We start from the raw sequence: 14,273 nt of genomic DNA, 5'->3' as shown, positions 1-14,273 counted from the left end.
GGTGACGTTCCCCCGTCTCCGCTGGGTTCTCTTCGTCCGTTCACTCGTCGCCGTTGAGGAACACCCACCCGCTCAGGTTTTCCGCCTCCTCGGCCGCTTTCTCGCCCTGCATGATCAGGAGGCTGTCTTCCTGGAGGAACGCGGGAATCCTCTGACTGTTCAGGCGCTGCGTCGCCGCGGGGCAGCCGCCCTCCGCGAGCTGGCTACTGCCTGGCCCGAGCTCCGCTACCACACCGTCGAGCATCGCATCGGCGCCGATCTCGTCGAGTGGCTCGGCCGCACCCTCGCCACCGCCGACCTCGCGCTGGTTGAGCTGGGCGTCGACGAAAACCTCGCGTACTGGGTCGGGCAGCTCACACGTCCACACTTGCACACCATACTCGTCGATCTCCTCCCGAACGTTCCCGAACTCGAGGCCCTCCGACGCCGGCTCGACCCTTCCCCCTTCACTGCGGTGATCTGTCACCCAATGAACGTCCCTACCTACCGCGGCCGGACCTCGGCACGCCGTATCGTTGTGGTTGATGGCCCTCCGGAACGGCTTGCCGCCGCCATTGCCGAGGCCGCGATCGCTGCGCTTTTGCAGGCCGCCGAGGGCCTCCAAGGAATATCGACAGAGGAGAACGGCAGCGGACCAGCACCCTCTCAGCGGGCAAACGGTGGTAGCGGATAAGGCTCGCGTACCTCGAGCCGATCCGGTGGAACGCCGCACACCTGCAGTGCGGTGCTCCGTTCCACAAGTTCCTGAAACTCAGCCTCGCTCAAGACGAAGCAGCAGCCACAGTCCGGACAGGTCACGACGTACACGCAGTCGTAGCGCGATTCGCACCACTGCCGAACGTCGCCAAAAAGCCCCTTGCTGCAAAGATGGGCGAGCACCCGCTCGACCTGGCGAGCGTCCATCGTGGTACCTCCTCGGTGGAGGATTTTGGATATAGCACTATTTTCCCAGTGTTGCATCACACCGTCAACTGCGATCCGATAGGCTCCCGTCGCAATCTTCTCGCGCCGCCGCGCCCACCCAACCACGGACTGCCGCTTCAGCTTCTTTCAGAGACCCTCGTTCGCGTCTGAGCTCTCTTGTCATCTGCCGTCTCATCCGTTCTTTGCCAGAGCCCAATTTCGAATTGGAAGAGGAAAGAACTCGCGCTGAGAAGCAACCCGCGTTGTCTTGAGAGGGCAGTGCAGCTACCAATCCTCTGCCGTCGTCAGTCCCCACAAGCTGTCGCGCAAGACAGTGCTCCCGTGCACATCGCTGCGCTTCTGTTGGAGCCACACTACCATCGAACACGTGCACCCATTGTCGTCCACCCTCGTTACCCGGTAGCATCCGTTACAGCGCCCGCGAGAACCGCAGAAACACGTGCGGTTCCAGGCAGGCACACGGCGAAGACACAAACATGGAGGAGCACCTCTTGACCCAGGAATCCGGGATGACCGCCTTCGTTGTTGTTCTTGCCGGCGGCGTCGGCGGGGCCAAGCTCGCCCACGGCCTCGCTCTCCTCGGACTCGGCGACCGGCTCTGCGTCGTTGTCAACACCGCCGACGACTTCGAACTCTACGGTCTCACCATTTCGCCCGACCTGGATACGGTTCTTTACACGCTTGCTGGCATCGCAAATCCAGTGACCGGATGGGGTATTCTTGGCGACACCGCCCACACACTCGGTATGCTCGGCCGATACGGTCGCCCGACCTGGTTCTGGCTCGGCGATCGCGACCTTGCGACACACATTCTCCGCACCGAACGCCTCCGGCAGGGTGCCCGCCTCACCGAGGTCACCGCTGAACTCGCCGCTGCGCTTGGCGTCACCGCACGGATCCTCCCTATGTGCGATGAACCAGTCCGCACCATCGTCGAAACGCCCCATGGCCCTCTGCCGTTCCAGGAATACTTTGTTCGGCGCCGCCAGCAGGACACAGTCCTTGCCGTTCGTTTCGAGGGAATCATGCAGGCCCACCCCTCTCCCGAAGTCGAGCAAGCACTCCTGCATGCCAATGCCGTCATCCTCGCCCCGTCGAACCCGATCGTGAGCCTCGGTCCGATTCTGTCCCTCCCTGGCATGCGTCAGCTGCTGCAACAACTGGCCGCTCCTGTTGTCGCGGTCAGCCCGATCGTCGCCGGTCGTGCCCTCAAAGGGCCCGCCGATCGCATGTTGGCCAGTCTTGGTCACGAGGTGTCACCGCTCGGTATCGCCCGTCTCTACCAGGACTTCCTCGACGGTTTAGTTATCGACCAGGCCGATACTCAGCTCGCTCCTGCAATCGCTGAACTTGGTATCCGTCCGTTCGTCACCGATACGATCATGCGCGACGAGGCCGATCGCGCTCGCCTTGCTCGCGAGACACTGGCTTTTGCCCTCGACCTCCGTGGAGCCAGCCGCTAATGCGCACGCTCGCAGTGATCCCTATCCAGCAGCTCGAGCATGCCAAGAGCCGTCTCGCCCCAGCCCTCAATCCCACGAAGCGGCAGTCGCTGGTCTTGAAGCTGGCGCGGCGGACCATCGAGGTGCTCCGGAGCGTTCCCGAGGTCGCAGAGGTGCTCGTCGTGACACCTGATGCCCAAGTCGCCTCCGCAGTTGCCAGGTGGGGAGCACGCCCCCTGCTCCAAGCCCAGCCAGGGCTCAACCGCGCGGTTTGTTCCGCACAGAGCGTTGCGCTGCATGCGGGCTATGCAGCACTGTTGGTTGTCCTCGGGGATCTTCCCCTCCTTGCCGCCCAGCATGTGCAGACTGCGCTCGCCCTCCTCGAACCGCGCGGTATCGTACTCGCGCCCGATCGGCGCGGCACTGGTACGAACCTGCTTGCCCTCGCGCCCCCAAATGTCATCGCGCCGGCTTTCGGCTCGGAGAGTCGCCGTCACCACCGCCTCGCAGCAGCCCGCGCTCGGTGTACCCTTCGGGAGCTATGGGCTTTGCCGCTCGCGTTCGACCTCGACACGCCGGACGACCTCGCCGATGTTCGTCTGGTGACGGGGGGAGAGGGGGACAAGTGGCGAACCGACGAACCACTGTGACACGGTGGGGAGTATTCGTCGTCGCATTGGGGGCTTCACTCTGGGCTATCGACGCGCCAATCCGTAAGCCACTCACCGAGACGCTCCCGGCAACGTCGATCGTGCTCGCCGAGCACCTCTTCTTGGCTCTTTACGCACTGCCGGTCCTCCTCTGGCAGCGTCGTGCCTTCGCCGCGCTTTCTCTCCGCTCCTGGCTCGCACTCGTCGCTATCGCCTGGGGAGCTTCCGGCCTGGCTACGGTACTGTTCACCACCGCCTTCCGTATCGGCAACCCAACCACCGTCATTCTGCTCCAAAAGGTCCAGCCGCTCGTCGCTGTACTTCTCGCCGCTTTCCTGCTGCGGGAACGGTTACCTCGACTCTACTGGCCCTGTTTTGTGGTCGCACTCGCCGGAGCTTATCTTGTCTCCTTCGGCCGCGCCGCGTTCGAGCCGATCTGGCTCCTCCCCCAAGAACGGATCCTCACCGCACTGCTCGCCCTTGCTGCTGCAGCACTCTGGGGCAGCGCCACGGTCCTCGGCCGCTACATGCTTGGTGCTCTTCCCTTCCCGACGCTCGCCGCGGCCCGCTTTCTCCTTGCGTTACCTTTCCTGGCCGTGCTCGCTCTCCTAGAGGGCACCTTCGCTCGTACCTGGGCGGTTGGGCTCGCCCAGGAGGCACCGCGCCTCTTCCTCCTTGCCCTTGTGCCCGGCCTCCTGGCCATGCTCGTGTACTATGCCGGCCTTCGGCAAACGCGCGCCTCTTACGCGACGCTCGCCGAGCTCGCTTTCCCCGCTCTGGCGATCGTTGTCAACTGGTTGACGCTCGGCACAACCATCGACGCCTGGCAGCTCGCCGGCTTTGTCCTGCTCTGGGGCGCAATCACCACGCTCAGCTGGATACCGGCGCCTGCATCCGTCCCTGCGACCCGTCCTGCAACCCCGGCATCGTGAGGAGCCCGCCATGCGAGTGACATCGCCTGTCCCTCCACCACTCACTCCTCTCCCGGATATCACCGGAATCTCCGGTGCTCGCCCTTTTGACCTCCCAGAACTTGTCCGCGGGCGCCGCTCGGTGCGTCGTCTGCGTCCCGACCCTGTACCACCCGAGCTCGTCACTACAATCCTCGAAGCTGCCGCGTGGGCTCCCTCGCCACACGGTACGCAGCCGTGGCGCTTTGTTGTTCTTACCCACCCAGAACGCAAGCGCGCACTCGCTGAGGCCATGGCCGACGCCTGGCGCCATCACCTCGCGATGGACGGCGAGGACGAGGAGACGATTGCACGGCGGCTCGCCGGATCACAGCGACGTCTCCTTGAGGCCCCCGTACTCATCCTCGTCTGCCTCGACCCAAGCAACCTCGATCGTTACCCCGATCCTGACCGTCAGGCCGCCGAGCGGACAATGGCCATCCAGAGTCTCGGCGCCGCCGTGCAAAACGCCCTCCTCATGGCCTATCGCCTCGGTCTCGATACCGGCTGGATGTGCGCTCCACTCTTCTGCCCGGATATCGTTCGCCGGACGCTCAATCTTCCGTCCCATCTCGAACCACAGGCGCTCATCACGGTCGGTTATGCTGCTGCCGACCCCCAGCGGCGTCCACGAAGACCGTTGGAAACGTTAATTGTTGCCTGGGAGTGACGATGACCCGCTGGCTCCTCTTGCTCATCGTCTTGCTCACCGTTGGTTGTGTCGCTCCGCCCTCCTCTGACGGAAACCAGTTCAGTGCGCCCATCCAGCCCACTGAAACAATTGTGTCCCCTGACCCACCGGTTACCACACTACCGCCGGCGGCGCATTTGCCCACACCTTCTGCGCTTCCAGAGATTCCTGTCCAAGCAGAACCGGCGCTCGTCGTGAATGTGATTGACGGCGATACGCTCACCGTCCGCACTGCGCACGGCGAAGCGATCGTCCGTCTTATCGGCATCGATGCCCCTGAGCGGGGAAATCAGGATCGGCCTGCCGAGTGTTTCTTCGAGGCTTCAACCGCCGCGCTGGCCCAGCTCACACCACCCGGTAGGACCGTTTACCTCGAACGCGATGTCAGCGAGACCGATCGTTACGGTCGACTGCTCCGTTACGTCTGGGTCGAGCGGGCAGGATCTTGGCTCTTGGTGAATGAGGAGCTTGTCCGCCAAGGAGCTGCGATCGCACGCCAGTACCCTCCTGATCTCCGTCATGCCGAACGGCTCGCCGTTGCACAGCGCGACGCCGAGCGCGCGCAGGTCGGCCTCTGGGGCGCCTGCACCAGTGCCACTCCCACGGCACCAGCACCACCCGACCGAATTCCCTTTCCTCGATCCAACTGCGATCCCAGCTACCCAGACATCTGCCTCCCACCCCCACCACCGGACCTTGACTGCCGCGACATCCCCTACCGCCGCTTTCGCGTCTTGCCACCCGACTCACACCGCCTCGATGCCGACCGCGACGGCATCGCCTGCGAAGCAGGCTAAACCGGACGGCGTGACAGCTTCTGCTCGACACTTGAAGCTCCTACACCACCGTCGAGAACAGATCCTTTTGCGGCGACATCCACCTACCGCAGTCCAGCGACACGTCCGCTCTGCCTCATCCCACCCATCGCGACGGCACCCTAACCGGCAGAACGCTCGCGTGCCGATCCCTCACGCGGCACAAGTACTTTTCCCAAGCACTCGCGGCTCGTTCTGGCGCACAGAGATCGCAACATCCCACGCATACTGAGTTGTCCTGAAAGCCATTACCGCACGGGAGGTCTCCGACGACGGGTCGCACCGGTTGGTAGCAGCGCCACTCAGCAAGAGTCGTCTTTCGTCGGCTTCATGCCGGATCCGCGCTCATTTAGTGCCCCTATCCCCTGCCGCCGCTTCGACTCCCCGTTCTCCCGTTCCTGCCACAAGCGGGAGCGACAGGCAATCGGAGCGGCAAGTGAAGATCTTCTCTACCCGGAACCGTAGGATCGCCACTGTTGGCTGTCGTCATCGCCGCGAGTGCCCCGAACCACACCGGATGACGCCAAGATCTCCGGACCAGGTTCTCACTTGCTCCGCTGCCACCGAGTCGTGTTGCGCTCTCGTCCACACGCCCCACACCAGGAAAGGTTCCCCCTACTCCCTACCAGTACAGGGGGGTGCTGCGCCTCCCCATATGGGGAGGAGATGATATCCCCGTACCCCCACCCGTGCGGGTAGGTCGACAAACCACCCCAGCGGATAGTCGCGAAACTACCCCATCGGTCGTGTTCGCTACGCCGGCTCGCACAGAAACTGCGAGTAGGACAACGGATAGGGCAGGCCCCGCAAGGAGACAAGAAGGAGGAACGGATCATGGCCGAGAACCGTGAGCGACCACCGTTCCAGATCAGTCAGCAAAAGGTGAGTCGGCGGGGGCTCCTGGGTGCAGCGGCTGGACTTTCCGCTGGTGCGCTGTTGGCGAGCTGCAGCGTCCTACAGCGCAAAGAGGAGACACCAAAGCTGGGTGCCACAGCTGACGAGATCATCAAGCAGCGCCAGCTGACGCCCGAAGATGTCACAGCAGCCCTGATGACCTACGTGCCATCGGGCAAATACGACGAGTTTGTCATGTTCTCCTCAACCGGCCACGGCGGCCAGGTGTTAGTTCATGGTCTGCCGTCGATGCGCCTTCTCAAGGTCATCGCCGTCTTCAGCCCCGAGCCGTGGCAGGGCTATGGCTATGGTGGTTACACCAACGAAGTCCTCGAGGGCGGCTACTTTCAGGGCAAGCCGATCCTGTGGGGCGATACGCACCACCCAGCCTTGAGCGAGACGAATGGCGAATATGACGGCGAGTTCCTGTTCATCAACGATAAGGCCAATGGGCGCATCGCAGTCATCGACCTCCGCGACTTCGAGACCAAGCAAATCGTCAAGAATCCCCTCCTGGTCAACGAGCACGGTGGCTGCTTCGTGACACCCAACACCGAGTACGTGCTCGAGGCTGACCAGTACTCAGTGCCGCTCGGCGGCGTCTACGCGCCGATCACGGAGTACAAGGAGAAGTATCGCGGCGTCCTGACCTTCTGGAAGTTCGATCGCCAGAAAGGACGCATCATCCCGGAGGAGTCGTTCGCCATTGAGACACCGCCGTATTGGCACGACTTGGCCGACGCGGGCAAGGGGCCATCTCACGGCTGGGCTTTCTGGAACTCGATCAACACCGAACTCGCCATTCCTGGTTTGCAAGAGGGTCGACCGGCAATGGAGATCGCCACGACCCAGCGCGATATGGACTATCTCCATGTCGTCCATTGGAAGAAGGCCGAAGAACTCATCGCAGCGGGCAAATATGAGACCATCAACGGCTTCAAGGTCATCCGCATGGATGTCGCAGCAAAGGAGGGGGTCCTCTTCCTGATCCCAGAGCCGAAGAGCCCGCACGGTGTGGATGTGACACCCGGTGGGGACTACATTGTTGTGGCAGGGAAGCTCGACCCGCACGTGACCGTGTACAGCTTTGCCAAGATCCAGCAGGCCATCCAGGCTGGCAACTGGGATACCGATGAGTATGGCATCCCAGTACTCCCATTTGAACAGTGTGTCGAGGCACAGGTCGAGCTGGGGCTGGGTCCCTTGCACACCCAGTTTGACGACCAGGGCTACGCCTACACCAGCTTGTTCCTGGATAGTGCGGTCGCCAAGTGGTCACTCGGCAAGCCATACCGCGAGGACGGTTGGAAGCTGGTTGAGAAACTGCCAGTCCAGTACAACATCGGCCACCTGGCTGCTGCCGAGGGGGATACTACAAAGCCGGCCGGCCGTTTCCTCGTCGCGCACAACAAGTGGTCGGTCGACCGGTATGCCAGCCTTGGACCACTACTGCCGCAGAACGCACAGCTGATCTCCATTGCACCCAATCAACCGATGCGCGTGCTTTATGACAGCCCGATCGGGATCGGCGAGCCACACTACGCGCAGATCATCAAGCGCGAACGGATCAAGGCTTGGGAGATTTATCCTGAGGTGGGTTGGAACCCGCATACCCAGAGTGTCGATCCCAACGCTGTCCTCAAGGTCGGTGAGGAGCGGATTGAGCGACGTGGCAAGACCGTGGAGATCTGGGCCGTCCTGCTGCGCAGCCAGATTCGCCCGGATCTCATCGAGGTTGAGCAGGGCGACGAGGTCATCTGGCACCTCACCAACATCGAGCGCGCCAAGGATGCAACACACGGCTTCGCCCTCGGGGGCTACAACATCAACTTGAGCCTCGAGCCGGGCGAAACGCAGACGATCCGCTTCGTCGCGGACATTCCAGGCACCTTCCCGTTCTACTGCACGGAATTCTGCTCCGCCCTGCACCTCGAGATGATGGGCTACTTCCTGGTGAAGCCGACCTGATCCCGCAGCAGAAGGGCCAGTGGGGAGATCTCCTCACCGGCCCTTCGACCCGAGAATTGGCTACCTTCGGAGTCGAGAAAGGATTGTGACCATGGCAACCACCGCTGTCCGAACACCAACCAGATCCGGCATCATGCGGCCACTCGCCGCAGTGCTCGCTCGCATCGGTGACCGCGTTCCTTTTCTCCTCGCTGCCATCATGCTTGCAGCTTCACTGGCGCTTCCGTACTGGCACATGACACTGCTTGCCCCGCAATACCCGGGCGGGCTCCGTGTCGTGATCTACCTCACGAAGCTCGCTGGTGACGTGCAAGAAGTGAACGGGCTCAATCACTACATCGGGATGATGAAGCTCGAAGAGGCAGCGACCTTCGAGCGCGCCATCGCCCCCTACGGCGTCGCCGCTCTGGCACTCCTCGCTCTTCTCGCTGGGCTACTGCGGCGACGGTGGACTGCACTTCTCGCCACGCTTGTTGTTCTCTTCCCAATGATCTTCGTCGCTGACCTCCAGTACTGGCTCTGGTACTTCGGCCATAACCTCGATCCACACGCTGCACTCTCAAGCGCGATTAAGCCCTTTACACCGCCCGTGCTCGGTACAGGACGCGTTGGACAATTCGTGGTCGAGACGCGTTTCGGCAGCGGCCTTTACCTCGCCATCCTCGCCGCTCTGAGTGCACTCGTCGGCATCACCGCGCGTCTGCGCGGCTCCGCCGAACGGGGGTGACGCCATGCACCGGCTGATTCTCGCCGCAACGCTGACGATGCTTTTGCTCGTCACGCCGCCCCAGGTCCGCGCTAACGAACTCCTCGTCTGCCCGGAGTGCCCGCTGCGTGACGTCCAGCAAGCCATCGCCACCGCACCGGTCGGCGCAACGATCCGTGTCCGTGGCGGCGTCTATGCCGGCCCGGTCGTCGTCGACCGCCCACTGACGCTGTACGGCGAGAACTGGCCGGCAATCGATGGCGGCGGGCAAGGTACCGTCCTTCATGTCGCCGCACCCGATGTCCGTGTCGAGGGATTCATCGTCCGCGGCAGCGGCACCAATCACGACCGCGAGGACACCGGCATCCTTGTCACCGCACCACGGGCCCAGATCGTCGGCAACCAGGTTCTTGACAGTCTCTTCGGCATCCAGCTCCTGAACGCCCCCGATGGACTTGTCAAAGGGAACCTCGTGGCCGGGAAGCCGCTCCCCGAACCACAACGTGGTGACGGCATTAAGCTCTGGTATAGTCCACGTGCCCAAATACTCAATAACCACGTACGCGACAGCCGTGATGTGATCGTCTGGTACTCCGATCAAACACTCCTCCAAGGAAATGTCGTTGAGCGCGGGCGTTACGGCCTGCACTTCATGTACTCGAGCGACAGCCTTGTCGAGCAGAACGTGCTCCGCGACAATTCGGTTGGCATCTACTTGATGTACGGAGCCCGCCAGATCGTCCGCAACAACGTCTTTTTCCACAACCGTGGGCCGTCCGGATATGGGCTAGCCATCAAAGAAACTGACGGGGTCGTGACTGAGGCAAACCTCATTTTGCGCAACCGTGTCGGACTCTACATCGATAATTCCCCGATCTCTCAGGGAGTCATCAACCACATCACAGGCAATTGGATCGCCTATAACGACGTTGGCCTCCTGATCAGCCCAGCGACCCGTTCCAATCGCATCCTCGAGAACACACTCCTGGAAAATCTGGAGCAAGCTGCACCGCAAGGCGGCGGGACGCTCGACCACCTCACCTGGGCCGATTCCGGGCGTGGTAACTTCTGGAGCGATTACGCTGGCTATGATGCCGACCGCAACGGCATCGGCGATCTCCCGTACCAGAACCGTGCACTTTCGAGTGTTCTCACCGATCGCTCCCCGTTGCTCGCCTTTTTCCGCTTCAGCCTTGTCGCCTCCGCGCTCGATCTAGCTGCGCGTGCTGTTCCACTCTTCCAGCCAGCACCGCGCTTCACCGATCCCGCTCCACTCATTCAGCCAACGCCGTTGCCAGAGCTCCCATGGAGCGTCTCTCCACCATCCCGTACCGACGCATTCCTCTCGCTGGCCTTGCTTCCTGCCGCCGCTTTGCCTTTCCTCTTTGCCCTCCGAAGATCGCCGCGGCTCGCGCTCGCAGAAGCGGCCAAGGCTCCCCGCCCACCTGCGCCAGTGGTACTCGCTTCTGTGGCCCCCTCCGCAGCAACCGCTGTGTGTACCGTCACGGACGCAGCCGTTGTGCAGGTATATGGGCTCACCAAGCGTTTCGGGAGCCGCCTTGTTCTCGATCATGTGAGCTTCAGCGTTCGACCAGGCGAGGCAGTCGCCCTCTGGGGACCAAACGGTGTTGGCAAGACCACCATCCTCCGCTGCTTACTTGGCCGAACTGCCTACAGTGGTACAGTCACTGTCTTCGGCCATTCACCGCTCCAGGACGGTCCAGCTGTACGAGCGCATGTCGGGTATGTGCCACAGCAACTGCCACTTCTTGACCTGACAGTTGGTGAGCTCTTGACGACCGTTGCGCGCCTGCGTGGCGAGCCACTCGAGCGCGCATGGGAACGACTTGGTGTCTTTGGCCTGCAGCACACGTGGCATCAGCCAGTACGCACACTCTCGGGCGGCATGCAGCAGCGACTCGCCCTCGCCTTGGCTACAATTGGCGATCCACCACTACTTCTGCTCGACGAGCCAACAGCGAACCTGGACACGACCGCACGCGAGGAACTTATGGCCGCCCTCCAACAACTTCGCGAGGCGGGACGCACGATCATCTTCGCTTCGCATCGTCCCGATGACGTCTGGCGTCTCGCCACGCGCGTCTTGCGACTCGAGGCAGGCCGCGTCGTCGCTGAGTCACGCGCAGCAGCCCTGCCGGTGCGCCACGACATCCACCAATCACTCATCCTCGAACTCGATGCCGATGCCCTCCAGCCAGCCACACATCTCCTCACTGCGCACGGCTTCGCTGTCTATCGCGAGGACCAGCGACTCCGCGTCCTCGTTCCACCCCAGCGGAAGGCAGAGCCGTTTTTCCTGCTTGCCCGGCTGGGTATCCAAGTTCGAGATTTCCAGTTGGAGGTCACCGATGGCTGGTAACACCGTCCTCGTTCTCGCCCAAAAGGAGCTCCGCGACGCGCTGCGCAATCGCTGGTTCCTGGCCGATGCCGTCGCGCTCCTCGTCCTGAGCAGTGCGCTCTCGCTCTTGGTTTTTCTCACCGGTGCCACGAGTCCGGTCAGCGGCTTCGGACGTACCGCAGCAAGCCTGGTGAACCTTATGCTCCTCCTCGTCCCACTAATGGGGCTGACACTCGGAGCTCTCGCGCTGGCGAGCGACCGTGAACGCAGTGCCCTTGAGTTCTGGCTAGCCCAGCCGGTCGGAACCGGCGCGTACTTTCTCAGCAAGGCGCTTGGCATTGGCCTTGCACTCGCCGCCGCAGTCACGCTCGGCTTCGGAGCGAGCGCGGTTTTCTTGCTCTTCGTCGGCGCAACCGACCCGCTTGCTTTCCTTGCCCTCACCGGCCTGACCATCCTGCTAGCCTGGACTTCTCTCACGCTCGGTCTTCTCCTCTCCAGTCGCTGCAGTCGGACCAGTACCGCTGTCAGCTTGGCACTCGGTCTCTGGCTTGTGCTTGTGCTCCTCGGCAATCTCGGACTGATGGGCACCGCGCTCGCGGTACGCCTACCCCCCTCTTGGCTCCTTGGAATCGCACTCGTGAATCCCACCGAGGCTTATCGCATCGCTGCCTTACGCCTCCTGGCTGGCACGCTGGAACTCCTCGGGCCTGCCGGTCTCTATGCTGACGAGCGCTTCGGTGCGACGCTGCCACATCTCCTCGCGAGCATGCTCCTTCTCTGGAGTCTTGTTGGTGGCTTCGCCACCTACGCCATTCTGCGCCGGGAGGTCTTGCGATGACGCGCCGTCAGCTTCTTGTTGTACTCCTCGTCACCATCCCGCTTGCCGCCTGCCAGCGGAAGCGCGAGCTTTCCCCGCCCCAGATCCGCTACGGCCGCGATACTTGCGCCGAGTGCGGGATGATCCTTTCCGACCCCCGCTTCGCCGCAGCAGCGACCACAGCCGACGGTGAGACTGTGCTCTTCGACGATATCGGGTGTCTCCTCGCCTACCGGCAGAAGCACAGCCCCTCCTGGGCAGCCATATGGATTCATGATCTTGACACGCAGGCCTGGCTCCAGGCCGAGAACGCCTGGTATCTCGTGAGTCCCAGCATCCGTTCACCAATGGGCTACGGCATCGCCGCCTTTGCTGGCCAAGACGCTGCACAGCGGCGCCAGGCGGAACTTGGAGGTGACCTCTTGCCGTGGAACGAATTGCTTGCTCGCCCACCAGCGCGGCCGCGACAGCATTGACGGATTGGCCAATGGCAAGAATCCTCCATGACGATGCGCGCCGTAGCGTGTTACTGGGAGATCCGGCCGATGCGGAGAGCGGTCGCAGGGTGTCAGACTCACGGTGCATCCAGCAAACTCCACGAGAGGTCACGGGCATGCTGGCCGTACGCTGCTTGCCTCTCTCTTCGCGACACTAGGACCAAACAAGTCCTTCCGGTTTACTCGCCCCCGCATCACCCTCCGCACGAGACCACCGCGAACCATATTTGGTGGTTCGACACACCGTGAATGCCGCACACCAGCCCTCGCGAGCCTCTTCCTTGGGAAGACTGGGGAACCGGGCATTCACGAAACTTCTGGCACCACAGAGCGTTGCAACAGCTGTACACCCATACTACAATCTGGCCAAATCCTTCACCGGGGTCGTGCGGGAGTGACGCCCCACCCCCGCAAATTGCCGAGGGGAGTCAGCAGAGGAAGGATGCTCAAAGGTGAACTTCTGTGGCCTCTTCGTTTGGGCATCCGCCGCTACGGTATTCGCACTCGTGCGATTCGCCCACGACCAGGCAACGCGTCAACACCTGGACCTTCGCTCCGGCAACACCGACAGTGACGGGATGGGGAAGGGAGCACGCGTATGGTGTTTTGGCGCTATGGTGTCCTGGCGACGGCCGTCGCCGCGATCTTGAACGCTGCGTTGTGGGGACTCGCTCGGGCAGTTGGAGTCTCTCTCGTGGTGCAGCCACCAGGCCAACCGGAGACAACAATTGGCCTACCGCAGGTTCTGCTCTTGACTGTTGTCCCGCTGCTTTTCGGCACCGCCTTCTATACAGTCTTACGGCGCTGGACACGTCGCCCCTTCCTCATCTTCCTCATCCTTGCACTCTTGATCTTCGCCGTGCTGCTCGTCCCACCCTTTGCAGCGACGGAGCGCGCTGGCACGCGCTTTGTGCTCATCTTGATGCACGTCGTTGCAACCGCTGCCCTCTTAGCAGGGCTATATCGCGCGGAGCTTCAGCGCGCGCGGCCATAGACCATAGAAGAGACGGGGACGATCTCGCCCCCGTCTCTTCCACCGACCCGCGCGCCATCCACAATGCTCACCAAGCTCTGGCCACCAAAGAGAGGTGTATTCCCGTTCTTCAGAGCGTGATCACCTGATCCGGCGGGTTCTGCGCCAACTCCGCGTAGAGATCCGGGAAGCAGCCAACCTGTACGCCCTCAACCGTGTCCACCGGCTGAACTTCGGCCGGCTCTCGCCGCCCAAGCCCGGTCACCGGATCGCACCAGCGCGGCTGCCCCTGCGCGAGGTTCCGCTCCAGCGCACACATGTCACACATCATGAGCAGGATTCCCTGCTCCTTCGCGATGCGCGCCAGCCGCTCGCCGATCGGGTCGCCCTTCCGCAGGACAAAGACGTTGTCATCGAAAAAGAACATGCCGACGACCTCAACCCCATGCGTCCCCGCCTCAAGTTGCGGCAGGATCATTTGCCCCAACTTGTAGCTCGCAGCTCGCGGCGTGGCAAACACATACGCAACTTTCATGCTTGCGCCCCTTCATCTCACTCATGCCCCGAACCGTTACCGTCGACCGTTC

General features: G+C 62.5%; 14 protein-coding genes. 12 read left to right on the top strand and 2 right to left on the bottom strand.

Annotation, left to right across the window (positions count from 1 at the left end):
- Position 1 precedes the first annotated feature (1 nt).
- Complete coding sequence (locus NET03_RS07790; protein ID WP_252128347.1) at positions 2 to 673, top strand: hypothetical protein; 672 nt, start codon at positions 2 to 4, stop codon at positions 671 to 673.
- Here NET03_RS07790 and NET03_RS07785 read toward each other — a convergent pair.
- Entirely contained in the window at positions 646 to 903 is a 258-nt protein-coding gene (locus NET03_RS07785; RefSeq protein ID WP_252128346.1) for a hypothetical protein, read from the bottom strand. The genes NET03_RS07790 and NET03_RS07785 overlap by 28 nt on opposite strands.
- A gap of 530 nt (positions 904 to 1,433) precedes the next feature.
- Here NET03_RS07785 and cofD point away from each other — a divergent pair.
- The 11 genes from cofD (at position 1,434) to NET03_RS07730 (ending at position 13,707) form a co-directional block, all read left to right on the top strand.
- On the top strand, positions 1,434 to 2,387 hold the full coding sequence (gene cofD / locus NET03_RS07780; RefSeq protein ID WP_353655803.1) for a 2-phospho-L-lactate transferase: 954 nt from the start codon (positions 1,434 to 1,436) through the stop codon (positions 2,385 to 2,387).
- The gene (cofC, locus tag NET03_RS07775; RefSeq protein WP_252128344.1) at positions 2,387 to 3,016 is read left to right on the top strand and encodes a 2-phospho-L-lactate guanylyltransferase; all 630 of its coding nucleotides are present in this window, start codon (positions 2,387 to 2,389) and stop codon (positions 3,014 to 3,016) included. The genes cofD and cofC overlap by 1 nt, the downstream gene beginning before the upstream one ends.
- Entirely contained in the window at positions 2,992 to 3,948 is a 957-nt protein-coding gene (locus NET03_RS07770) for a DMT family transporter (protein WP_252128343.1), read from the top strand. The genes cofC and NET03_RS07770 overlap by 25 nt, the downstream gene beginning before the upstream one ends.
- Before the next feature lie 10 nt (positions 3,949 to 3,958).
- The gene (locus NET03_RS07765) at positions 3,959 to 4,636 is read left to right on the top strand and encodes a nitroreductase family protein (RefSeq protein WP_252128342.1); all 678 of its coding nucleotides are present in this window, start codon (positions 3,959 to 3,961) and stop codon (positions 4,634 to 4,636) included.
- 2 nt (positions 4,637 to 4,638) lie between these two features.
- Entirely contained in the window at positions 4,639 to 5,454 is an 816-nt protein-coding gene (locus NET03_RS07760; protein ID WP_252128341.1) for a thermonuclease family protein, read from the top strand.
- An 852-nt stretch (positions 5,455 to 6,306) separates the two neighbouring features.
- A complete protein-coding gene (gene nosZ, locus NET03_RS07755; protein WP_252128340.1) occupies positions 6,307 to 8,334 on the top strand; it encodes a Sec-dependent nitrous-oxide reductase in 2,028 nt (675 codons plus the stop codon).
- A gap of 91 nt (positions 8,335 to 8,425) precedes the next feature.
- On the top strand, positions 8,426 to 9,061 hold the full coding sequence (locus NET03_RS07750; protein ID WP_252128339.1) for a cytochrome C: 636 nt from the start codon (positions 8,426 to 8,428) through the stop codon (positions 9,059 to 9,061).
- A 4-nt stretch (positions 9,062 to 9,065) separates the two neighbouring features.
- Positions 9,066 to 11,420 carry a nitrous oxide reductase family maturation protein NosD gene (nosD, locus tag NET03_RS07745; RefSeq protein ID WP_252128338.1) on the top strand — a complete coding sequence of 785 codons (2,355 nt, stop codon included), beginning with the start codon at positions 9,066 to 9,068 and terminating at the stop codon, positions 11,418 to 11,420.
- Positions 11,410 to 12,237, top strand: coding sequence for an ABC transporter permease (locus NET03_RS07740; protein WP_252128337.1), 828 nt, complete (start codon positions 11,410 to 11,412; stop codon positions 12,235 to 12,237). The genes nosD and NET03_RS07740 overlap by 11 nt, the downstream gene beginning before the upstream one ends.
- Positions 12,234 to 12,692: a nitrous oxide reductase accessory protein NosL gene (locus tag NET03_RS07735; protein WP_252128336.1), complete on the top strand. Its 459-nt coding sequence runs from the start codon at positions 12,234 to 12,236 to the stop codon at positions 12,690 to 12,692. Before NET03_RS07740 ends, NET03_RS07735 begins: the two co-directional genes overlap by 4 nt.
- Before the next feature lie 619 nt (positions 12,693 to 13,311).
- Positions 13,312 to 13,707 carry a DUF6069 family protein gene (locus NET03_RS07730; protein WP_252128335.1) on the top strand — a complete coding sequence of 132 codons (396 nt, stop codon included), beginning with the start codon at positions 13,312 to 13,314 and terminating at the stop codon, positions 13,705 to 13,707.
- Between the two features lie 109 nt (positions 13,708 to 13,816).
- Here the strand turns inward: NET03_RS07730 and NET03_RS07725 are convergent, their stop codons facing one another.
- Entirely contained in the window at positions 13,817 to 14,221 is a 405-nt protein-coding gene (locus tag NET03_RS07725) for a SaoD/DsrE family protein (RefSeq protein WP_252128334.1), read from the bottom strand.
- Positions 14,222 to 14,273: the final 52 nt, after the last annotated feature.

Origin of the sequence: Thermomicrobium sp. CFH 73360, assembly GCF_023806465.1 — a bacterium.
Taxonomy (GTDB): domain Bacteria; phylum Chloroflexota; class Chloroflexia; order Thermomicrobiales; family Thermomicrobiaceae; genus Thermomicrobium.
The sequence above is the reverse complement of the archived record's forward strand: the minus strand, read 5'-3'. Positions and strand labels throughout refer to the sequence as shown.